Consider the following 21,761-nt stretch of genomic DNA (forward strand, 5'->3'; position numbering starts at 1 on the left):
GTAAGCGATTAAAGTGCTTTAAAACGAATAGCCGTACCGCCACTGGTGGCCAGCTTAAGCGTTAATTTATCGCTTGCAGTAACAAGGCGTTTTTCGATAGTTAAATCGTACGGATTATTTTTCCATGCGGCATTCTTACCATCTTTATAAATATGTGCCTCAAACTGTTTGCCGTTATCTAAAAAGTCTAAACTAATCTCAATAGTACGCGCTTGCTCGTCAGTCACTGCGCCTAAATACCAGTCGTTGCCGGTATATTTGTCGCGCTTTCGCTCTTTTCGCGCAAATACAATAAAGTCACCTACTGCACCATCAAGGGCAATGCTTTGTTGCCAGTCGGTCGGTACGTCTTGAATAAATTGAAATGCATCGGGTTTAGCTAAATAATTTTTAGGTAGGTCGGCCGCCATTTGAATCGGACTATACAATACAACATACAATGCTAGTTGTTTAGCCAGCGTAGTTTGCGGGCGATTAGTATTAGCGCCTAAACCGTTAAAACTTAAATCGAAAATACCAGGAGTAAAATCCATAGGCCCAGCAAGCATGCGGGTAAATGCCAGCATAGCAATGTGCTCGGGTGGATTAGGAGGAGTACCCCATGCGTTAAACTCTTGTCCGCGTGCGCCTTCTCGAGTGATCCAGTTTGGATAAGTACGGCGCAGTCCGGTATCTTTAATCGGCTCGTGGGTGTTAATACTTATTTTATGTTTAGCAGCTAGCTTAACGTTATGTAAGTACTCGTTAACCATAAATTGGCCGTCGTGCCACTCATGGCGAGCTATACCGTTTTTGTCAATGCGCTTAATGTTTCCGCCATCGGCTACGTAACCGGTTTTAACTTGGCTAACGTTAGATTTTTCATACAATGCAAAGGCATCTGCCATTTGCTTGCGATAGTTACTGACGTTGCCGGATGTTTCGTGATGGCCAATGAGTTGCACGCCTGTTTGCTTAGAATATTTTGTTAGCGCTGCTATATCAAAATCATCGTAGGGCTGAGTAAAGCTAAACACATCACCATTAAAAAACCAGTCGCCATCCCAGCCTGTGTTCCAGCCTTCAACTAATACGCCATCAAAACCATATTTGGCGGCAAAGTCCATGTAGTATTTGGTATTTTTTGTAGTAGCGCCGTGCTTGTCGCCGCTGCCCCAAGTGTGTGTGTTTATATGCATACCCCACCAAATACCTATGTATTTACCTGGTTTTACCCACGACACGTCACCGAGTTTATTCGGCTCATTTAGATTTAAAATAATATCTGAGTTAACTAAATCAACGGCTTTTTCGCCAATTTGAATAGTGCGCCATGGAGTATTAAATGCGCCCTGTTTTTTAACGGCAACACCACTCGACCATGGCGTTAAATCGGCTTGAAAAACCCCAGGGCGGCGTTGATTAAGTACCATGGCGGCGTAATCAACAAGGGCGGCTTCATGAATACTAATATGCACACCATCTTGGTTTTTAAAGGTAAATGGGGTATGTACCAATGCGGCATCGTTTAATGGGGTGGTATTATATACATATTCGTAGCGATTCCAGCCGCGGGCAGGGATCCACCAAGCTGTAGCTGTGTGGCTGTTATTAACAGCAAACTCGGTAAGCTCTTTGGTTATTTCAATATTGTTAAGGCCTGCTTGTTTTGGTACTTCGTATCTAAAACCCACGCCACTATCAAACGCTTTAAAGCGCACGCTATAAGTACCGCCTTGAGGTTGTGGCTTAGCAAAGGTTACAGTTACCTCGTTATGCTGATCTACAACCGTTTGTCGCTCGCCCCAAGGTTGTTGCCACTGAGTGTTGGTACTTTGTTGTTGAACTTTGGTTATTTTAAAGCTGTTACTAAACGGTGCATGTTGTTTAAATTCAAACCCGAGAGCAGAATTATTAATGACTGTTTTATTTTTAAAACTAATAGAATAACTAGGTGTACTCTGCTCGTCTGAGATGATTATTTTTATATTACCGTCAGGCGATTGTACGGTAGCTGTTTGAGCAACCGTGATACTTGAAAAAGCCATGAGTAGCAGTGCCAATGTGCGCATAATAGTTCCTTGGGTTAGCGACGTGTTTGGCTATCAAGCATAAAGCGAGAGGGTGGTGAATACGACAGGTTGCATACGTATTCAGGGTGATAAAAAGTGAGCAGTGAGGTTGCTTGTACGCTAAGCAATAAAAAAGGGCTCTGTTGAGCCCTTAATTTAGTATTGCTTAGATTGCGAGATTATTTTTTATCAAAAGCGCGTTGCATAAAGTTTGGCGTAGCTAATGCACCGTGATGAATGCCGTTGTTGTAGTATTCGCTGTTCTTTGCAATATCGGCTGCTGCATCTTCTCTAAAGCCATTAAAGGCTGCAGATTTACGCGCTAAAGTTACTGACCATAAACCACTTGGGTATATAGGTTGCGGGAATGGCAGTGTTTGTAAGTCGTTAAAACCTACCGTTAGCATAGCTTCGCGCATTTCAACTAATAACGGCATATGCATAAGCGGTGATTCGCTTTGTTGTACTAAAATGCCACCTGGGCGAAGTGCGTTTAAGCAGCTAGTGTAAAATGCATGATTAAATAAACCTTCACCTGGGCCTACTGGGTCGGTGCCATCAACAATAACAACATCGATTGATTCGCTTGCGGCTTCGCGCATGTATTTAATGCCGTCGTCAAACATAACTGTTGCACGAGGATCGTTGTTAGATTCACACAGCTCTGGGAAGTATTTTAACGACATTTGCGTTACTACTTCGTCTATATCTATTTGCGTAACGCTCTCTACACCAGGGTGCTTTAACACTTCGCGTAAGGTACCGCAGTCGCCGCCGCCAATAATAACTACATTTTTAGGTGCTGGGTGCGCTAAAAGTGCAGGGTGGCTGATCATCTCATGATAAAAAAAGTTTTCGCGGCTACTTACCATAGTGCAACCGTCGATGATCATTAAATTACCAAAGTCGGTGGTTTCGAACATTTCTACTTTTTGAAAAGGAGACTGTTTTTCATCTAACTTTTTGTTAATACGTAATGAAAATGCGCTGCCATCGCGGTCGCTAATTTCAGTAAACCACTTACTTTGATCTAAATTTGCCATAGTTACTATTACACTTTTTTAAGTTGAGGATGAAAAAGGGGGCAATTTTGCCAGTGCTTGACGTTTTGCTCAATGACATTTTAACTGATTTAACCAATAAAGTTAGTTAGGAATGAGGGAAAGTTCAATTTTTGTTAGCCTAGAGGATAGCGACGTATTAAAATGCGTCATTGTATTTAATTGATTAAAGAAGAATTGCCATGACTTGGGGTTTAGAAACAGCACGTGCCACTTATAATGTTGCACATTGGAGTGAAGGCTATTTTGATATTAACGCACAAGGCGAGTTGGTGGCCTACCCAGATGGCGACCAAGCAAAGGCCGCAATTTCTTTAACGCAATTAACCGAACAATTTAAACAACAGGGTTTAACTTTACCAGTATTGGTGCGCTTTACCGATATATTACAAAACCGGGTAGATACGCTTACCAATGCCTTTACTCAAGCACGAGCAAATCGTGAGTATCAAGGCGAATATACCTGCGTTTATCCAATCAAAGTAAATCAGCAGCGCTCTGTAGTGAGTAAACTTTTAGCGCACCCTAGCGGGCTGGTTGGCCTTGAAGCTGGCTCTAAACCAGAGCTAATGGCTATTTTAGGGGTGGCAAAAGAGCCCATTACTATTGTGTGTAATGGCTATAAAGACAGTGAGTTTTTACGCTTAGCCTGTATTGGTCAGGCTATGGGTCACAAAGTTAAAATAGTGGTAGAGAAGCTCTCGGAGTTAACCACCTTACTGGAAGAAATTGATAATTTAGGCATTGAACCGGCTATTGGTATTCGTATTCGCCTAAACTCAGTGGGCAAAGGTAAATGGCAAAACACCGGTGGCGAAAAAGGTAAATTTGGTTTAACGGCAGGGCAAGTGCTTAGCGCTGTTGAAGTGTTAAAAAAACATAATAAATTGCACTTAATGCAAATGGTGCATTTTCATATTGGCTCTCAAATAGCCAATATTCGCGATATTCACCGCGCTTTGCGTGAATGTGCACGCCATTTTGCTGAACTTACTCAGTTAGGTGTACCACTTAATACCGTTGATGTAGGCGGTGGGTTAGGGGTTGATTACGAAGGTTCGGGTTCACGTAGTGCGTGTTCAATGAACTATACCGTTGCAGAATATGCCCGTAACGTAGTAAATGCGTTTTCTGAGGTGTGTGACCAACATCAATTAACTCATCCGGCCATTATTACTGAATCAGGGCGTGCGTTAACCGCGCACCACGCGGTATTAATTACCGATGTAATTGACGTTGAAAAAGCGCCTAATCACTTAAACCCAGAGGCGCCTGCGCAAAGCAGTACACTGGTATTAGATGAAATGTGGCAATGTTTACAGCGTTTAAGCCCGCGTATGGCGCTGGAAATTTATCACGACGCAATGCACTTATTTAGCGAAGCACACGATCAGTACGTACACGGTTTAGTGAGCATGCTAGAGTGGGCGAAAATAGAGCAACTTTACTTTACTATTTTACATCGGGTGCGCTCATCTTTGAGCAATAATGTGCGTGCGCATCGCGAAGTACTCGATGATTTAAACGAAAAATTAGCTGATAAATTATTTGTTAATTTTTCACTATTTCAATCGTTGCCAGATATATGGGGAATTGGCCAATTGTTCCCAGTAATGCCTATTGAAAACCTCACTCAACCGCTTACCCAGCGCGCTATTATTCAAGATATAACGTGTGATTCTGATGGGCAAATTCGCGAATATGTAGAAGGTGCAGGTATAGAAACAAGCTTACCTATACCTGAATATACACAAGGGCAGCAGTATCATATTGCAATGTTTATGGTTGGCGCTTATCAAGAAATTTTAGGTGACTTACACAACCTATTTGGCGACACCGACTCAGTGCATGTGGAGTTAAACGATGATGGTTATGTACTTACTAACGCCATTAAAGGTGACAGCGTTAAGGATGTATTAAAGTGTGTTGACTATGATAGCGCCATTTTAGCAGACAACTTTGCAGAGCAAATTAATAAGCTCGATGTGTCTGAGCCATGTAAAGCAGGCTATTTAGCAGAGCTTAATGCGGGACTAGAAGGCTATACCTATTTTGAGGACTAACCTCAGCCATTATTAATTAAGTATAAAAAGCGCAGTAATTAGCTGCTGCGCGCTATTTAAAGGAATAGAAACAATGTCAGTTATCCGCAGTGTATTTAGTATTTTGTTGTACTTTATAAATACTCTTATTTGGTTTGTGCCAATTTTTATTTGTGGTGTTATTAAGCTTATACCAATTAAGCCGCTACAAAAGTTAATGAGTTGGGCCGCCAAACAATTTGCCACTATTTGGGTTACCTTTAACAGCTTAAATCAAAAATTATTTACGCCAACTAAAATTAACGTTACTGGGCTTGAAGATATAAAGCTAAAAGATTGGTATTTAGTTATAGCTAATCATCAAAGCTGGGTTGATATTTTAGTATTGCAACGCGTATTAAATCGCAAAATACCCTTTTTAAATTTCTTTTTGAAAAAAGAGCTTATTTACGTGCCTATATTAGGTTTGTGCTGGTGGGCGCTTGATTTTCCGTTCATGACTCGTACGAGTAAAAGTCAGCTTAAAAAGAACCCTAAATTACGCGGTAAAGATTTAGAAACCACGCGTAAGGCCTGCGAAAAATTTAAAGAAATGCCAGTAAGTGTGGTTAATTTTGTAGAAGGTACGCGCTATACGAAGCAAAAGCACGCTCGCCAAAACAGCCCTTTTCCACATTTGTTAAAACCCAAAGCAGGAGGCGTTGCCTTTGTAATGCAAGCTATGGGAGAGCAAATTACTAAAGTAGTTAATGTGACTATTCATTATCCTGAGGGCATTCCGACCTTTATGGATTTTGCCAGCGGTAAAGTAAAAAATATAAACGTACATGTTGAAGTAAGACCGGTCAGTGACGAGCTAATTGGTGACTACACTAACGATCCCGACTTTAGAGTGCGCTTTCAAAGTGAGCTTAATCGGTTATGGAAAGAAAAAAACCAAACATTAATAAACCTTGAACAAAAATAAATGCATAAAAATATGAGCCTACAGTTACGCTAAAAACACTTAGCTATTCACGGTCAATACAGATTAACTTAGGTAGTGTTTTTTAATGTCACTTTGCTTGGCTCTGTTAATTTTACAGCGGGTATTACCCGCTGTAGTTACTATAATTGGTTATGCTGCAATGGCGCTTTTTACTCTAGCTAGCACTGTAATTTTAAACCTAACTCCCGCAAGGAAATAAAAATACCATGACCGATACCCACTTACAGAAGTTAATAGCGCCTTGGTTTGAAAAAGTGCCCGACGCTTTTTTTCTAAGCACTATTACTGCCGTCGCCATTGGGATATTTTCATTATTATTTGTGTACTTATTTACTCGTCGCTTAATGTTTCCTGCGATCCAAAAAATTGTTACTAAAATCTCACCTGAACGCATTGGCTTACTTGCACCTATGCTAAACAAGCTCAATAAGCGCATAGCTTGCTTACTTTGCTGTGCATTGTTTTTAGCCACATTTGATAGTGTGTACCCGGTGAATGAGATTGCAGAGGAAATTTTAAAAACCTTAGGCCAAGCGCTGCTCATTATTTATGCGGGCTTTATTTTTAGTAGCATAGTGAGTATTGCGGGCGCTATTTATAATCAATTAGATTTTGCCCGCGAAGTACCCATTCAGGGATTAATTCAGGTTGTTAAATTAATTACCTTTATTGTCAGTGTTATTTTAATTGTTAGTATAGTGCTAGAAAAATCACCTACTTATATTCTCTCGGGTTTTGGTGCTATTGCCGCCGTCACTTTATTAGTATTTAAAGACACCATATTGGGGTTTGTCGCAAGCATTCAAATTGCAGCCAATAGACTCGTTACGTATGGCGACTGGATCCAGGTAGATAATTATGGGGCCGACGGAGAAGTAATTGATTTAGGGTTAAACACAGTAAGAGTGCGTAACTGGGATAATACTGTAACTACTATTCCTACTTACATGTTAGTAGCAGGTTCATTTAAAAACTGGCGTAGTATGCAAGAGTCTGCCGGTAGGCGCATGAAGCGCTCGCTTAATATTGATATGAATAGTATTTTTTTAGTTGAAGATGATTTTCGCCAGCAAATAGAAGCGGCTATACCTTTGGCCGACTACATTCGTACGTCTTCACTGCCTGATCCTGTGTCTAATTTAGGTTTGTTTCGCCGTTATGCCGAAGGTTACCTAAAGCAACATAAAAAAATCAATACTTCACTGACCTTGCTAGTACGTGAGTTACAGCCGACAAACCACGGCTTACCGATTGAGTTTTATTGCTTTAGTAGCGATAAACGTTGGATATCGTATGAGCATTTACAAGCCGAAATAATGGATCATTTATTGGCTGTGTTACCTATTTTTGGCCTGCGTCCGTATCAAAGTGTGAGTGGCCAATTTAGCCCACCCACAGCCGTGCCTACAAGCGAAAAACCTAAAATTAAAGTGCCCAATAATACTGAGCCAACCCCGTAGCAATAAAGAGTATTAACAGCCACCAAATAGGTGGCTTTTTTAATCTTAGCCAAGCGAATGCTGCAATAACTAGCGCAATGTGCCAAAAATTGTGCACCGCCGATGTCCAAATAGGTGAATACAGCGCCGCGGCTAAAAACCCCACTACAGAGGCATTAAGTGCGGCAATAACACTGGCAAAGCGAGGCTTGTTGGCTAAGTTTAACCAACTTTTTTGAAACGCAAGTATGAGTAAAAACCCGGGCATAAATATAAGTACAGTGGCTACGATAGCGCCTAATAAAGGTTGTTCGGTACTTAGTTGTGCACCTAAGTAAGTAGCAATGGTAAACATAGGCCCAGGCACAGCTTGCGCGCTTGCATAGGCGCTCAAAAACTGATCGCTGCTTAGTGCAGGTACGCTTGCTTGCAATACAGGTAATACTACATGTCCACCACCAAACACCATGGCACCTGCTTGATAAAAGGGGGCAAACAAAGCTAATTCAGTAGTCAAAGGAATGAAACTGAGCGCTAGCAGCAGTGTAAATAACCCTAAAGCGAGCCAATTTATATTACTTTTTGACTTACTTTGCTGTGCGGGTTCAGGATTTAATTTTAATAATGGCCATATTGCACCCACAGCAGCCGCGGTAATTAAAATAGCTATTTGTGTGCCCAGCAGAGGAAAAAGTATTAAGGCTAACGTGCTTAGTACGGCTAATAGCTTTAGGGCTGCGCTAGTGCAAAAGCTTTTTGCCATACTTAATGTGGCATCGGCGACAATAACCACAGCAAACAGTTTTAACCCAGCAATAATGGCAAAATAAACAGCATCAAACTGATGCGCACTTATAGCCAATAGCAACATAATTAAAAATGATGGTAGGGTAAAACCAATAAAGGCAGCAATGCCACCAAGTACACCCGCGCGCTCTACCCCAATGGCAAAACTAACTTGACTAGAGCCAGGCCCAGGCAAGGCTTGGCTTAAGCTTATAAGCTGTGCATAACGGGTGTTAGTGAGCCAATTTAGGGTATCGACAAAATGGCGCTTAAAATAGCCTAAGTGAGCAGCAGGGCCACCAAAACTCATGCAGCCGAGTAAAAAAAACTGTCTAAAAATAGCAATTAACATTACGCCCCAATCCTCGTTATAAATTATAAAATTATCATCCAGTAGTATGACATATTTATGAACTCAGCTATCGATAGAATTTTTGTTGTTATACAGCATAAAACGCTAATTATAATAGATTCTTCATGGCTTGTTCATTCATATATTTGCATAATAGCGCAAAATACTAAATGGATAGGGCATAACATGACTTTAACTAAATCACTTTTAAGCGTAACGGTAGTGGCTGTATTACTTAGCGGTTGTGAAATGAATAACACAGGTAAAGGAGCGGCAATTGGCGCTGCAGCTGGTGGTGTATTAGGTAAGGCTACTGGTAATCATAAAGATAAGCGTATCTTTATTGGTGCTGCAATTGGTGCATTAGCTGGTGCTGCAGTAGGCGATTACATGGATAAACAAGAAACCGCTTTTCGTGACGAATTAGCGGGTTCTGGTGTTGAAGTGGTACGTGAAGGCGATAACTTACGTTTAGTTATGCCGTCAAATATTACCTTTGCAACCGATCAGTCGTATATTTCGTCGGGCTTTCACAATACGCTAAGTGCGATTGCTAAAGTGATGAACAAATACGAAAAAACTTATTTAAGCGTAGAAGGTCATACCGATAGCACAGGTAAAGATAGCTACAATATGAGCCTTTCACAGCAACGCGCTCAAAGTGTTAAAAACTATTTAGTTAATCAGCAAATTATGGCTGAACGAATTAGCACTACAGGTTATGGTGAAACACGTCCAATTTCATCAAACGATAGCGCAAATGGCCGTGCACAAAATCGTCGTGTAGAAATTCAAATAGTGCCTAACACGCAATAAGCACATAAAAATCTAGTCTTTATTGAACTGTAGTTCACATAAGCGCTGGTACAACGGGGAGCTTTGCAGTAATTGCTGATGGCTCCCTGTTGCTATTATTTCCCCGTGTTCCATTACCACAATCATATCTGCATGTTTTACCGTTGCCAGACGATGCGCAATGATCAGCGTTGTTCGGTTTTGCATTAAGTGCTCAAGTGCGGCTTGTACATGGTGCTCGCTTTGTGCATCGAGTGCGCTGGTGGCTTCATCGAGTAATAGTATTTCAGGGTCTTTTAAAATTGCTCGCGCGAGTACAATGCGTTGCTTTTGACCGCCCGATAGTCTCACTCCTTGTTCCCCTAAAAAGCTGTTATAGCCTTGTGGTAGCTGTTGAATAAACTCATCAGCATGGGCATGTTTAGCCGCCGCATAAACCTGCTCGTCGGTAGCATCTGGATTGCCGTAGCGAATGTTATGCATTACATCTGAGCTAAATAAAATAGGGTTTTGTGCCACCATGCCCATTTTATTACGCAGCGTATTGAGTGATAAATCTTTAATATTTACATCACGAAACTTAATAGCACCGCTGGCTGGATCGTAAAAGCGTTGTAGTAATTCAAATAAGGTGGTTTTCCCTGCACCAGAAGGACCCACAATTGCCACTGTTTGCCCTTGCTGTATGTTTAAACTCACATTATTAAGTGCGCTTACATCGGGACGAGATGGGTAATTAAAGCTAATGCTTTCAAGTGTAATGGCAGAGTGGTTAGTGCTACTTAGGAGCTTTTCGTCTTGTGGGGAAATAGGGTTTTCAATTTCGCTTTTTACAGCGAGTAATTCTAGTAGCCTTGCAGCAGCACCCGCTGCGCGCTGCAGCTCACCATAAACCTCTGCCACAGTTGCAACCGACATGGCCACCATAATAGCGTAAAACACAAAGGCACCTAGCTCACCTCCAGTCATAGTGCCGGCTAGTACATCGCTGCCGCCAACCCATAACATAGCGCTGATGGCACTAAAGGTTAAAAATATAACGGCGGCAATTAAAAACGAGCGTTGTTTTATACGGCTTTTAGCGACGTTAAAGGCTTTTTCGACCTCCAGAGCAAAAGCTTGCTGCTCTCGCTGTTCGTGGCTATAGCTTTGCACTACTTTAATATTTTGAATGATCTCACCGGCGTAAGTACTTATATCGGCAATAGCACTTTGGCTGCTACTGGCTAACTTTCTCACTTTGCGGCCAAATACCATCATGGGCACCAGTACTAAAGGTACACAAGCAACGACCACTAAGGTCAGTTTTAAATTGGTAAACAGCAGCATGGCTAAACCACCCACTAGCATTAATGCACTGCGTAGCGCCATTGAAAAAGAAGAGCCAATAATAGATTGCAGCAAAGTGGTGTCGGTGGTTAACCGCGACATTAATTCGCCAATGCGGTTTTCTTCAAAATAACTTGGGTGCAAAGTAACAATACGGTTAAACACCGCTTTACGAATATCGTTACTGACACGTTCACCAATCCACGACATTAAATAAAAACGACTAAAGGTGCCCACCGCTAATAAACTAATTAAGCCTATAAGTACCAACACAGCTTGCTGTAGCTGTGCTTGCGAGCCGGCAATAAAACCATGGTCAATGACAAATTTAACTCCTTGACCCAATGACAGGTTAACCCCAGCAGTAACGAGTAAAGCAATGAGCGCCGCAGTCACTACGCCTTTATAAGGTTTAATAAAAGCAAAGATAGGAATTAAACTACTAAAGGCGGCCTTTTCGGGCTTAGGCGTTGTTTTTGACATAGTGGATTCTTTTTAAAGGTTAAGGTATAGATATGGCACTAAGATAATAAAAATCAATAGTGTTAAAATCATCAATAAGGAAAGGTTATGACTACAACAACCGTAAGTGGAGAATTTAATGTAGATTTAGCTCCAATAGAAGGTTACGCAAGCGGCCAAAATGGCATTAACTTAGGCCGCATGTCGATAGATAAAACATTTAATGGCGCGCTTAGTGCCACCAGTCAAGGTGAAATGCTAAGTGCCATGACGCCCACGCAAGGCAGTGCGGGTTATGTTGCAATAGAACAAGTGATAGGCGAGCTTGACGGCAAAAAAGGCAGCTTTGTACTGCAGCATTTTGGCACTATGGATAAAGGCCAAGACAGTTTAATATTAACCGTTATTCCCGACTCAGGCACCGGTGAGCTGGTAGGGTTAACTGGCAGTATGAAAATTCGCATAGAGCAAGGTATTCATTATTACGATTTTGACTACAGCTTATAAACTGGATGATAGCTAATGCAAAAAATAGTTGAATTTAAAAAGCGCGGCTTTTTTAGTCACGGCATAGATGTAGATGCATTGAACACGCGTATCTATCAATTAAACTAACAAGGCTGGCGAGTTATAAACGTTACCACGGCAACGGGCTTTCAAGGGCAGATAACGGCGTATGCGTTGTTAATAGAAAACAATGAATTAGAAGGGTAGTGAATGCTTTTATCGGTGTGGTTGAGTTTAGCAGTTGTGTGCATGATGGGCGCGATGTCGCCAGGGCCTAGTTTGGCGGTGGTATTAAAGCATACCTTAAGTGGTGGCATGAAAAATGGCATGCTGGCGGCATTGAGTCATGGCTTAGGCGTGGGATTGTATGCAGCGGCATCCTTACTTGGGTTAGGGGCGTTGATGCTGCAGTTTCCTACTGTTTATCAAATGTTGGTGTATTTAGGGGCTGCCTATTTAGCGTATTTAGGGATTAAAATTTTACTTGCTAAAGCGCACGGTAGTGAACTGCAAGTGCAGCACAGTGAGGTAAGTAGTAAAACAGCCTTGCAAGATGGTTTTGCTATTGCGTTTTTGAATCCTAAGTTGGCGATTTTCTTTTTAGCATTATTTTCGCAGTTTATTGACCCACAAAACCTAACCTTAAGCATAGGGATAATTATGTGCCTAACGGTGCTGGTTATTGATACCGGCTGGTACTTGCTGGTGGCATTACTTACCGAGATGTCTAAAAACCGCTTTGGTTTTAACCAGCAAAATGTCTGGCTTGATAAGCTGTTAGGGCTAGTGTTTATTGCGTTGGCTATTCGCGTGGTAGTGAGCTTGTAGTCATCGTTTTTACTCAGTGAGCATAACAAAAGCCGAACATTAACTGTGCGGCTTTTTTAATAATGCATACGCTAAAACTGATAGCTTACAGACAACATGGTGGTGGCAATATTATCGCTATCGACAATTGGTGAATCTTCAATATCAGCGTCTAGCTGAGTATATTTAACGAGGCCATTCAGGTGCCAATTTTTATTCAGTTGATAACGTAATGACAGCCCCGCATTATAATTCACGGTTGAACCGAGTTGGTAAGGCGCATAGCGGGTTGACTCGCCGGCGGCTACACCGTAATAATAATTCGATACATTACTGCTATTAATTACCACGCCTATAAACGGGGTAAGTATTAACTCTTTGCTGAAGATTATGCTGTAGTTGTAGTCACCATTAAACTTCAGGCCATCGCTGTGGCCTAGTATATCATGCGTTACACTTGCATTGAGGCGGCCAAAATTTGCGGCGTAACTCACTTTCGTTCCCGCGTATAATGACATCTTGCGCTCATTAAGTGCTTTTATGGCTGGATTGTCGGAGTCTGATGAGTCAAAAAATTGCCCCGGTGCTAACGTGGCAGACCAGCTAAAGCCGTGTTGTTGCAGTAATGTATAGTCGAGTGTGTAGCCACGTAGCGTTAGCTTTTCACCTTGGTAGTTGATCATAGGTAACGCCATCACTTTCGTGTCGGTATTGGCATAGGGCGAATCAACGGCGATCACGCCGCCAGCCACAGACCATGGCGAGTCAGCATAAGCAGCTGAGGTTGTAACAAGTAAGGTGCTGAGCAATATGGGTAATGGTTGTTGCATATTTTAGTAGCTATAAAGTTGCCTAGTAATTTAATAAGTAAGTTTAACGGCAATCGAAAGCCAGTGTTGTAAGTTACTGTATAAAAGTTTGTCGTAATGTAAAGATGGTAAGCGATTTGGTTACGTGTATGCCTGCGCTGATGCAATGCAGCAGCGATAGCTGCTTGGGTGTGGTTGCATTTAAGCCAAGCTCGGCGAGCGCGCACTCACTGTTCACCGCCATTTTTTGAGCTAATTATATAAGGTCTAGCAAGACACCTTGATTGTAAGCATTTTTACACCATTGATATAGTAATGCTTTTCGCAAACTTGATTATCCCAGCCGCCACCACCAGAGTTACCACCACCAGGGCTACCACCACCAGAGCTACCACCACCAGGGCTTGGCGAAGAAGTGTTTGATGGGAGTGTATGATCTAAAGCATCTTGAAGGCATTGATCTACAGTATTACTCGTTGTTTTTTGAAGCTGATTTAATGCAATTCCATCTAAATAAGTTAAAAAGGGATTCACTGATACGCTTAGTGCGCCAAACTCTCTTATCCACTTTATTGAGAAAACTACGTCGTACAGCCCTGTACTACCTGTAGGAATATCTTGGTTTTGATTAAAACGCACGCTTGTATTAAAGTTTTTACTTACTTTTTTCCAAGTGCCTTGATATGAAATTCCGCCCACACCAATTGAAAAACCTTCGCTACTATATTCCTTGGCATGAAAAAAGCGTTCTGGATCCTCAAAATCTGCTTTAGCTTTATTGTTTAACTTATGCTGTAGTTCGGATGCAGTTCGCCCTTCAAATACTGCTTTTACTGCATCTGTTATATGAGGGGGACAGCTGTTTTCAGTATTTGAATGAATCATATTGAGTGGGAGGTGCTGGCTTACTTGTAGTGGTGATACATTTAGCTCTGCCTGCATTTCTTTTATAAATTTAGAGAAATTTTTGTCAGTTGTTTTTAACCTAGATATTGCGGTTTCATCATTGTTGCTCAAAGACGTTGGTTCTGCATATTTATTGAGGAGAGGCATATTTGAGCCTTGATGATGATGCCCAACCATAAATGCAAAATGCCCATTACCAAGTACATCTGCAACTATAACCTTTTTAGGATTTGAGTAGCATGCCTGATTATCAATTGTGATAATTTCGTTTGGGTCTGATGAGTAGCATTGAGTTAATGGGGGGTTATCTTTTGCCAACTGATAGGCTTCATCGTAATTACAACCCTCGCACATAAATAAAGTAACGTTGTTATTATTTGCTTCTGCAGCATTTGCAAACACAAATAAAAAAGTCAGAAATATGATTATATATTTCATTTATTTCCCTTAAGTATTAATTTTTGTCCCTATTTTAGCTAATTTAAAATTAGCACACCAAATACCAACAGTCAACAATGGTAATAAACACTATTTTAACATCAAGAGAAATAAAGGTTGTAGCGTTAAGGTTGATTGATGGGGGGTTAATGTAGTAGTAAATCCTCTTTGCATTTTTATAAAAAAACAACTTGAAAAATATTATTAATAGGAAAAGCTGAAATAAAAGAAATAATGACGATTGGTAGATGCTTTTAAGTAAAATTTTTTAAACAAAGTTGAGGGCGATCATACCTGATCGCCTAGCTATTTTAACTCAAAACACCTCATGTACTTTTTCTGCTTTACAAGTAATCACAGTTACGTTTTCGTAGCCAACACGAGTGAGTGCTTCGGCGCCAAGAGTAGCGCGGGCTGCACTGGCGCAGTGTAAATAAATTGGCCGTGTAGCGTCTTTTTCGATTTCCATTAATTTCATTTCGAGTAAACCACGAGGGATATTTATCGCGCCAACAGCCGCTTTATTTGCATGCTCTGCTGGTTCGCGTACATCGATAAGTAACCCTTTGTTGCCCTCAAGCTCTTGTTTTGCCTGTTGTGCACCAATACGGCGCTGATTAGGGATAATTGTTTTTAATAAGTCGGGAATGGATGTAAGCATTTGTTATTCCTTAACGCCAAGTTTGCGTAATAGTGTGATCATTGGGCACCAGCAGGTAAAAGCTGATTGCATTAGATTTAGTGCTATAAATACAGTAAACCATATCCAGCGTGGGTCATGAAAGCTTTGTAATAAAACAGAGATAATAATCATGATGCCAGCAATTAAGCGCAGTGCATTATTAAGCTTCATTATAGTCGGTCATTTTAATGAGTATGTATAGCTACTATATTAGGTTTTTATACATTAGCAAGATCTAATGTTAGACATGGCTGTTCTAGCAACCTATACTTACTAACAAATTAAGTATAAGAGCACAGTATGAATATTGACTTTACTGCCATGGCTGCCAACGTAGAAAAAGCAGAGAAATTATTAAAAATCTTAGCCAATAAAAATCGCTTAATGATTTTATGCTCCTTACAAGACACCGAAATGAACGTGTCGCAGTTAAATGAAGCTGTACCTCTTGCACAATCGGCACTCTCTCAGCATTTAGCTGCATTGCGTAAAGCAAATATAGTGGCTACTCGACGCGAAAGCCAAACAATTTATTATCGTGTTATTGATAAAGATGCTGTAACACTGCTGGCAACTTTATATGGGTTGTTTTGTAAGGAATAACACAATGAACGCTATAGATAACGCTGTAAAAAGCAGTTTAAGTGGCCGCGTACCAATTATTATTTTTGTGTTGTCGGTACTGTGTGGGTTATTTGCTTTACAGCAAACGCCGCGTGAGGAAGAGCCACAAATAGTGGTACCTATGCTCGACATTTATGTGTCGGCACCTAATGTAGAAGCCCCTGAAGTTGCTAGGTTAGTCACCGAGCCATTAGAAAAGTTATTGGCGCAACTTAGTGGTGTAAAACATATATATTCAACTACGCAAAGTAGTCGTGCTGTGGTTACTTTGCGCTTTGAGGTAGGGCACGATCGCGAACAAGCCATACTCGATACCTACGCCAAGCTCTATAGCTATCAACATACTATGACTCCTATTATTAAAAGCTGGCAAATACGCCCAGTAGAAGTAAATGATGTGCCTATTGTTATGCTTGGGTTATATAGCAAGGATCCTAAGCTTTATAGTGATTATGAATTAACCCGCTTTGCAAACGAAATAGCCAATAATTTACAACGAATTGAACACACGAGCGAAGTAAAAGTAATTGCGGGGCGTAACCGCGCCATTACCGTTAATTTAAATGCCACCGCTTTGGCTGCACACCAAACCACATTAAGTGATGTTTATTATGCGCTTAGTGTATCTAATCAACTCACCGAGGTAGGTAGCGTGGTAAATGCCCAGCAGCAAATAATTTTGCAAGCGGGCGATGTATTAAGAACTAAAACAGCGATAGAACAACTAGTCGTTAATGTTGTTAATGGTAAAAGTGTTTATTTAACCGATGTAGCCCAGGTTAGTGATGGCCCCGCTGAGGCGCAAAACTATCAATGGCTGGCGCAGTCAAATGAGCAACAGCATTACCCTATGGTAACGCTGAGTATTGCCAAACAAGCAGGCACTAATGCTGTAGCGGTGGCAAGCGATGTACATGCCATGATGGCAGAGCTAAAAACAAGGTTACTACCAGTAGAAATAACGTACTCAGTACTGCGAGATTACGGCCAAACCGCCGACGAAAAAGTAAATAATTTAGCCTCAAGCTTAGTGTTTGCAGTATTTACTGTGGTTATATTTGTGGGCGTATTTTTAGGTTGGCGCCCTGCAATAGTAGTTGGACTTGCTGTACCCATTTGTTATGGCATTACGCTCTCGCTTGATTTTGCCTTTGGCTACACAATTAACCGAGTGACCTTATTTGCGTTAATTTTATCTTTGGGGTTACTGGTTGATGATCCGATCACAGGTATAGATAACATCAGCCGTTTTATAAATAAAAAGGGTGATAAAAAACAGCAAATAGTGAATGCAATGAGTGAAATTCGCACTGCACTATTAATGTCGACCCTAACTATTATGGTGGCATTTATTCCACTGGCTTTTATTACTGGAATGATGGGGCCTTATATGGCGCCAATGGCATTTAACGTACCTGTGAGTGTTATGGTATCAACATTAGTGGCGTTTTTTGTAACCCCATGGCTTGCCATGAAATTACTAAAACCTAATAGTGAAGAGCCCGATCAAGCAAATAACAAAACGAGCCTTTACGAGCGCTTACTAACCCCCTTACTGGCCTCAAAACCACGTGCTAAATGGGTACTGTGGATCACGCTTGCGTTATTTATTATTAGCGCCATGTTACCTGTGATGCGATTAGTACCGCTGAAGTTATTACCGTTTGATAATAAAAATGAACTACAAGTACTTATTGATATGCCAGAGGGCACTAATTTAGAGCAAACAGCTGCTTTTACCCGACAAGTGCAAACGCTCACATGGCAATTAACCGAGGTAAGTGAAATAGCCACTTATGTAGGCCAGCCTTCAAGTATGGACTTTAATGGTATGGTACGCGGTTATTACCGACGAGAAGCACCGAACTTAGCTGAACTAAGAGTGCTACTACTAGATAAAACAGCGCGCGAGCATCAATCTCATGCGGTGGTAATGCGTTTGCGTAAACAGTTAGCACCATTAGTAAATAACGGCATAGTGATTAAAGTAGTTGAAGTGCCGCCAGGGCCGCCGGTGTTAAGTACTTTAGTGGCAGAAGTTTATCGAGATACATTTATAGATAGGCAAACGCATTATTTAGCCGCAGAGCAAGTTGCAACGCGCTTAAAACAAGAACCTCATGTGGTAGAGGTTGATACTTCAATGGTTGCAGCAGCCCCTTTGCAACGTTTTATTACTGATAAAACGAAAGCGGCGCATAGTGCTATATCTACCGAAAATATCACGCAAACACTTAGCATAGCGTCACAAGGGCAAACGGTTGGGCAGCTTTATGTCAGCAACGAAACTCAGCCTGTGCCAATAAAACTGCAGTTATCTTATAGCGAACGCAATCAATTTGCACAATTGCTAGCATTACAACTAAGGGGCGACAGAGACATAGCTAAAAATGCGAGTAAATTTGGCTTAAGTAGTGCGCCGCGGCCTTTAGTTGCGCTTTCTGAGCTTGGAGAGTTTACTCAATTAAATGTAGCGCAAACTATTATGCGCAAAGATCAGCGCGAAGTTATTTATGTTATGGCAGAGCTAAATGGGAGAACTCCCGCAGCAATAATTGCCGATGTAACTGCTGATTTAAATATATCAACAGACGATTTTGTAAAAACGCCTTGGTTAGCGCGGCACTTTTTTAATAATGGTGGCACTGCACCTTGGCAATTACCGCCAGGTACGCAAGTAACATTTAGCGGTGAAGGAGAGTGGCGTATTACCATAGATGTATTTAGAGATATGGGGATTGCCTTTGCATTTGCACTTAGCGCCATTTTTATTATTTTACGGCTACAAACACGCTCAGTAAGCTTGTCGCTTATTATTATGTCTGCAATACCACTCACTGTTATTGGTATTATGCCTGGTTTTTGGTTACTTAATCAGTTTGGTGAGCGCAGTATTGGCGGCGCTCCCGAGCCGGTTTTATTTACTGCCACTGCGATGATAGGCATGATTGCCTTGGCGGGTATTGTGGTGCGTAATTCACTTATTTTAGTTGAGTTTATTAATCAAGCACGCGCCCAAGGCATGGCAATAAAAGCAGCGTTAATTGCAGCAGGAACAGTGCGCATGCGCCCCGTGCTACTAACCGCAGGCACCACATTATTAGGTAACTTAGTGATTACACTGGATCCGGTATTTAGTGGCTTAGCAATTGCGATTATTTTTGGCATTGTGGCATCAACGTTGTTTTCATTATTTGTAGTGCCGCTTGTTTATTACTTAGTATTTGCAAACACAGAAACCACTGCGGGAGAAACGCATGCAAGGTAAATCAAAACTAGTTGGCTCGTTACTCGCTTTATTAGTGGTAATAGGCGCCGTATTGTATATGGCTGGCAGCTTTTCAAATAAGCAAGTTGCTGGTTTAAAAACGACCAATGCTAACAATTACCACGGTAAGCGGGAAACTGTTTTGCTGCAAAAAATATCCCGTAGTGAATGGGTGCCAGGCAGTATTATTGCGAAACAAAATACCCAAATTTCATCGCGAGTTATGGCGCAAATTGAGCGTTTAAATGTACGCGCAGGCGATAACGTAACCCAAGGTGATTTACTCATTACCTTACAACAAGATGACTTTAAAGCGCAATTAGCACAAAGTGAGGCGCAAATTAATGCTATTCAAGCCACATTAACCCAAGCTACAAAGCAACTTAAACGTATTGAAAATGTGTATGCGCAAGGCTTAGTATCGTTAAGTGAGTTAGATAATGCGAAGGCAAATTTTGATAGTTTATCGGCCAATTTAATTGCCGCTAAGCAGCAGCAAACACAAGCCAAAGTTGCGCTGAGTTACACTCGTATTACAGCGCCTATTTCGGGGGTTGTAGTAGAGCGGTTAGTCGAACCGGGTGATACAGCTACGCCTGGGCAGGCTTTATTAGGATTATATAATCCGCAGCAGCTACAAGTTGAGTTTAATGTGCGTGAAACGCAAGCGGTTAAATTGCAGTTGGGGCAAAATTTAACCATAAAGCTGCCTGCGCTTAATTTAACCTTGCCAGCCACAGTAGCCGAAATAGTTCCGGTTGCCGATAGCGCCTCACGTAGTTTGTTAATTCGCTTAGACTTTGACTCTTCTGTAGGGGTAATGCCCGGCTTGTATGCGCAATTAGAGTTAGTATTACCCGATGAACAAGGAATATTGCTAGATAGTAGCTGGATACATGAGTTTGGCCAATTAACTATGCTGTATGTGATTAATAGTGACAATGAGCAAATAGAACGCCGGTTTGTGCGCTTAGGTGAAATAATTGGCGCAAAGCAGCATGTAGTTACTGGGCTTAACCCCGGCGATATTCTAGCGGTAGATTACTTACCTAACTTAGCGCATACAGCTAGGTAACGCTTAGCTTGTTATTATTGATAGCTTTAGAGAGCCGTATTTACTACGGCTTTTTTGTGTTTCTAAATCGTATTAGCTCATTGGTTAGTCAGCTATTTGCGGTTAACTTAGCACCACTGCTTAAAATTACCGTGTAGGCTTTACCACTCCATGAACTTTTACTAGCGAGATTATTAATGAAGTCGTCGGCTGTTTTTGCATAACGTTTAGCTTTACGGTATTTCATGGCTAAATGCTCGGCGGCTTCTTTGCTAGTATGTTCATCGCCATTGCGGATAAAAGTGGCGTTGCTGTTGCTAATAAAGGTAATTAAATGCTGCACTTCTTGGTCGGGTTCTCGATTGGGTTCTTGATTAGGTAATTGGTTGGGGTGTGCAGCTAGGCTTATTTGGCTAAAAAAGGTGAATAATATGGTCAGTAGCCAAGCAGAATAAATACGAGTTTTTTTCATGTTATACATCATCAACTTTTAAAGTGGCTAAAATAGGGTTGTGATCAGAGCTGTTATATTCGCTTACTAAAGTATCAGAAATAACAACACCACGAGCCCACACTTGATCCAGGGCTAAACCAAATGCTTTTGTACGCTTGTCATCTACGTATATAGCTTCTTTAAGGCCCAGTTTAGTCAGCGCGTCATTAACTAGCTTTTGGCGTGCATCGCTCCATGCGTTTAAATCGCCCGCAAAAAGAATTGGCCCTTTGTGTTGTTGCATTATTTTTATACTGGCTTGTAACTGTTGCGCGTAGGCTTTAGTACCAAATGTAAAGTTAATGCCGTGCAAATTAACGCTCAATAAGCGTTGTTGGTTAGCCATTGCATATTCAACAATGTTAGTTGCTTTTGGGCTTCGTAACCATGGCTCTTTATGAATAAAAGTACAATGTACAGTTGCAGGCCAGCGGCTAAGCGTCATTACACCAGATTGTACATTGCCACTTTTATAACCGGGCGAAAAACGCCAAAAAGGTTTAAGGCTAGTAAGGCGTGTATCTACAATAGCCTCTTGTAATAAAACAATATCAGCACTTTCATTAAGGTGAGTTAAATCTTTATATAGGCCTTGGTTTTGTGCCTTATAAATATTCCATGAGAGTAACCTAGCTTGTTGAGGAACAATAAACTTACGGCTGTATGTTTTTTGCCTACTTGCCTGTAGTTGCTGATTACAACGCAGAGGAGTATATGCGGTTTCGGTTATACCTTGCGCTTCATCTGATGGGTTTAGTTGTGCTAGCGCCAAGCTAGAGTTTATAGTTAAAAAAGAGCATGCAGCAATAATGCAACGTATTAGCTTTTTGTGCATTTAATACCTTATTTAAAATTAGCCGTGAGCAAT

19 protein-coding genes are annotated in these 21,761 nt (G+C 41.3%); 9 read left to right on the forward strand and 10 right to left on the reverse strand.

Annotation, left to right across the window (positions count from 1 at the left end):
* Positions 1-8: 8 nt before the first annotated feature.
* Both HC000_RS08950 and speE read right to left on the reverse strand, forming a co-directional pair.
* Complete coding sequence (locus HC000_RS08950) at positions 9-2,051, reverse strand: glycoside hydrolase family 97 protein (RefSeq protein WP_179807480.1); 2,043 nt, start codon at positions 2,049-2,051, stop codon at positions 9-11.
* Positions 2,052-2,230: 179 nt separating this feature from the next.
* The gene (gene speE / locus HC000_RS08955; protein WP_011329475.1) at positions 2,231-3,094 is read right to left on the reverse strand and encodes a polyamine aminopropyltransferase; all 864 of its coding nucleotides are present in this window, start codon (positions 3,092-3,094) and stop codon (positions 2,231-2,233) included.
* A gap of 200 nt (positions 3,095-3,294) precedes the next feature.
* Between speE and speA the strand changes: the two genes are divergently transcribed.
* The 3 genes from speA to HC000_RS08970 all read left to right on the forward strand — a co-directional run bounded on the left by speA (position 3,295) and on the right by HC000_RS08970 (position 7,602).
* Entirely contained in the window at positions 3,295-5,175 is a 1,881-nt protein-coding gene (gene speA / locus HC000_RS08960; RefSeq protein WP_179807481.1) for a biosynthetic arginine decarboxylase, read from the forward strand.
* Positions 5,176-5,248: 73 nt separating this feature from the next.
* The gene (locus tag HC000_RS08965; protein WP_011329473.1) at positions 5,249-6,121 is read left to right on the forward strand and encodes an acyltransferase; all 873 of its coding nucleotides are present in this window, start codon (positions 5,249-5,251) and stop codon (positions 6,119-6,121) included.
* A gap of 227 nt (positions 6,122-6,348) precedes the next feature.
* Positions 6,349-7,602: a mechanosensitive ion channel family protein gene (locus HC000_RS08970; protein WP_011329472.1), complete on the forward strand. Its 1,254-nt coding sequence runs from the start codon at positions 6,349-6,351 to the stop codon at positions 7,600-7,602.
* On the opposite strand, the gene chrA is transcribed toward HC000_RS08970, so the two are convergent.
* Positions 7,568-8,719, reverse strand: coding sequence for a chromate efflux transporter (gene chrA / locus HC000_RS08975; RefSeq protein WP_179807482.1), 1,152 nt, complete (start codon positions 8,717-8,719; stop codon positions 7,568-7,570). The genes HC000_RS08970 and chrA overlap by 35 nt on opposite strands.
* Before the next feature lie 186 nt (positions 8,720-8,905).
* On the opposite strand from chrA, the gene HC000_RS08980 reads away from it, so the two are divergent.
* Positions 8,906-9,535, forward strand: coding sequence for an OmpA family protein (locus tag HC000_RS08980; protein WP_011329470.1), 630 nt, complete (start codon positions 8,906-8,908; stop codon positions 9,533-9,535).
* Between the two features lie 12 nt (positions 9,536-9,547).
* Here the strand turns inward: HC000_RS08980 and HC000_RS08985 are convergent, their stop codons facing one another.
* Positions 9,548-11,326: an ABC transporter transmembrane domain-containing protein gene (locus HC000_RS08985; protein WP_179807483.1), complete on the reverse strand. Its 1,779-nt coding sequence runs from the start codon at positions 11,324-11,326 to the stop codon at positions 9,548-9,550.
* An 87-nt stretch (positions 11,327-11,413) separates the two neighbouring features.
* On the opposite strand from HC000_RS08985, the gene HC000_RS08990 reads away from it, so the two are divergent.
* The gene (locus HC000_RS08990) at positions 11,414-11,812 is read left to right on the forward strand and encodes a DUF3224 domain-containing protein (protein WP_179807484.1); all 399 of its coding nucleotides are present in this window, start codon (positions 11,414-11,416) and stop codon (positions 11,810-11,812) included.
* A gap of 210 nt (positions 11,813-12,022) precedes the next feature.
* A complete protein-coding gene (locus HC000_RS09000) occupies positions 12,023-12,640 on the forward strand; it encodes a LysE family translocator (RefSeq protein WP_179807485.1) in 618 nt (205 codons plus the stop codon).
* A 71-nt stretch (positions 12,641-12,711) separates the two neighbouring features.
* Here HC000_RS09000 and HC000_RS09005 read toward each other — a convergent pair whose 3' ends face one another.
* The 4 genes from HC000_RS09005 to HC000_RS09020 form a co-directional block, all read right to left on the reverse strand.
* Positions 12,712-13,449, reverse strand: coding sequence for a MipA/OmpV family protein (locus tag HC000_RS09005; protein WP_179807486.1), 738 nt, complete (start codon positions 13,447-13,449; stop codon positions 12,712-12,714).
* Positions 13,450-13,695: 246 nt separating this feature from the next.
* Positions 13,696-14,772, reverse strand: a complete 1,077-nt coding sequence (locus HC000_RS09010) for a hypothetical protein (RefSeq protein ID WP_179807487.1) — start codon at positions 14,770-14,772, stop codon at positions 13,696-13,698.
* Positions 14,773-15,088: 316 nt separating this feature from the next.
* A complete protein-coding gene (locus HC000_RS09015; RefSeq protein WP_179807488.1) occupies positions 15,089-15,433 on the reverse strand; it encodes a rhodanese-like domain-containing protein in 345 nt (114 codons plus the stop codon).
* A 3-nt stretch (positions 15,434-15,436) separates the two neighbouring features.
* Positions 15,437-15,625: a DUF2892 domain-containing protein gene (locus HC000_RS09020; protein WP_086998941.1), complete on the reverse strand. Its 189-nt coding sequence runs from the start codon at positions 15,623-15,625 to the stop codon at positions 15,437-15,439.
* A gap of 129 nt (positions 15,626-15,754) precedes the next feature.
* Between HC000_RS09020 and HC000_RS09025 the strand changes: the two genes are divergently transcribed.
* From HC000_RS09025 to HC000_RS09035, 3 genes are read left to right on the forward strand one after another with little or no spacing between them, the layout of a single operon-like run.
* Positions 15,755-16,057 carry a metalloregulator ArsR/SmtB family transcription factor gene (locus HC000_RS09025; protein ID WP_011329463.1) on the forward strand — a complete coding sequence of 101 codons (303 nt, stop codon included), beginning with the start codon at positions 15,755-15,757 and terminating at the stop codon, positions 16,055-16,057.
* A gap of 4 nt (positions 16,058-16,061) precedes the next feature.
* Positions 16,062-19,346 (forward strand): efflux RND transporter permease subunit, encoded by a 3,285-nt coding sequence (locus HC000_RS09030; protein ID WP_179807489.1) that lies wholly within the window; start codon positions 16,062-16,064, stop codon positions 19,344-19,346.
* Positions 19,336-20,421, forward strand: a complete 1,086-nt coding sequence (locus HC000_RS09035; RefSeq protein WP_179807490.1) for an efflux RND transporter periplasmic adaptor subunit — start codon at positions 19,336-19,338, stop codon at positions 20,419-20,421. The genes HC000_RS09030 and HC000_RS09035 overlap by 11 nt, the downstream gene beginning before the upstream one ends.
* 88 nt (positions 20,422-20,509) lie before the next feature.
* On the opposite strand, the gene HC000_RS09040 is transcribed toward HC000_RS09035, so the two are convergent.
* Positions 20,510-20,872 (reverse strand): YfeK family protein, encoded by a 363-nt coding sequence (locus tag HC000_RS09040; protein ID WP_257025475.1) that lies wholly within the window; start codon positions 20,870-20,872, stop codon positions 20,510-20,512.
* Between the two features lies 1 nt (position 20,873).
* The gene (locus HC000_RS09045) at positions 20,874-21,728 is read right to left on the reverse strand and encodes an endonuclease/exonuclease/phosphatase family protein (RefSeq protein ID WP_011329459.1); all 855 of its coding nucleotides are present in this window, start codon (positions 21,726-21,728) and stop codon (positions 20,874-20,876) included.
* Positions 21,729-21,761 lie beyond the last annotated feature (33 nt).

Origin of the sequence: Pseudoalteromonas sp. MIP2626, assembly GCF_013414205.1 — a bacterium.
Taxonomy (GTDB): Bacteria; Pseudomonadota; Gammaproteobacteria; order Enterobacterales; family Alteromonadaceae; genus Pseudoalteromonas; species Pseudoalteromonas nigrifaciens.

Excerpts from the sequence above, each read along its gene's own strand:
- HC000_RS08950 (WP_179807480.1), bottom strand. The coding sequence starts at position 2,051 with ATGCGCACATTGGCACTGCTACTCATGGCTTTTTCAAGTATCACGGTT.
- speE (WP_011329475.1), bottom strand. The coding sequence starts at position 3,094 with ATGGCAAATTTAGATCAAAGTAAGTGGTTTACTGAAATTAGCGACCGC.
- speA (WP_179807481.1), top strand. The coding sequence starts at position 3,295 with ATGACTTGGGGTTTAGAAACAGCACGTGCCACTTATAATGTTGCACAT.
- HC000_RS08965 (WP_011329473.1), top strand. The coding sequence starts at position 5,249 with ATGTCAGTTATCCGCAGTGTATTTAGTATTTTGTTGTACTTTATAAAT.
- HC000_RS08970 (WP_011329472.1), top strand. The coding sequence starts at position 6,349 with ATGACCGATACCCACTTACAGAAGTTAATAGCGCCTTGGTTTGAAAAA.
- chrA (WP_179807482.1), bottom strand. The coding sequence starts at position 8,719 with ATGTTAATTGCTATTTTTAGACAGTTTTTTTTACTCGGCTGCATGAGT.
- HC000_RS08980 (WP_011329470.1), top strand. The coding sequence starts at position 8,906 with ATGACTTTAACTAAATCACTTTTAAGCGTAACGGTAGTGGCTGTATTA.
- HC000_RS08985 (WP_179807483.1), bottom strand. The coding sequence starts at position 11,326 with ATGTCAAAAACAACGCCTAAGCCCGAAAAGGCCGCCTTTAGTAGTTTA.
- HC000_RS08990 (WP_179807484.1), top strand. The coding sequence starts at position 11,414 with ATGACTACAACAACCGTAAGTGGAGAATTTAATGTAGATTTAGCTCCA.
- HC000_RS09000 (WP_179807485.1), top strand. The coding sequence starts at position 12,023 with ATGCTTTTATCGGTGTGGTTGAGTTTAGCAGTTGTGTGCATGATGGGC.
- HC000_RS09005 (WP_179807486.1), bottom strand. The coding sequence starts at position 13,449 with ATGCAACAACCATTACCCATATTGCTCAGCACCTTACTTGTTACAACC.
- HC000_RS09010 (WP_179807487.1), bottom strand. The coding sequence starts at position 14,772 with ATGAAATATATAATCATATTTCTGACTTTTTTATTTGTGTTTGCAAAT.
- HC000_RS09015 (WP_179807488.1), bottom strand. The coding sequence starts at position 15,433 with ATGCTTACATCCATTCCCGACTTATTAAAAACAATTATCCCTAATCAG.
- HC000_RS09020 (WP_086998941.1), bottom strand. The coding sequence starts at position 15,625 with ATGAAGCTTAATAATGCACTGCGCTTAATTGCTGGCATCATGATTATT.
- HC000_RS09025 (WP_011329463.1), top strand. The coding sequence starts at position 15,755 with ATGAATATTGACTTTACTGCCATGGCTGCCAACGTAGAAAAAGCAGAG.
- HC000_RS09030 (WP_179807489.1), top strand. The coding sequence starts at position 16,062 with ATGAACGCTATAGATAACGCTGTAAAAAGCAGTTTAAGTGGCCGCGTA.
- HC000_RS09035 (WP_179807490.1), top strand. The coding sequence starts at position 19,336 with ATGCAAGGTAAATCAAAACTAGTTGGCTCGTTACTCGCTTTATTAGTG.
- HC000_RS09040 (WP_257025475.1), bottom strand. The coding sequence starts at position 20,872 with ATGAAAAAAACTCGTATTTATTCTGCTTGGCTACTGACCATATTATTC.
- HC000_RS09045 (WP_011329459.1), bottom strand. The coding sequence starts at position 21,728 with ATGCACAAAAAGCTAATACGTTGCATTATTGCTGCATGCTCTTTTTTA.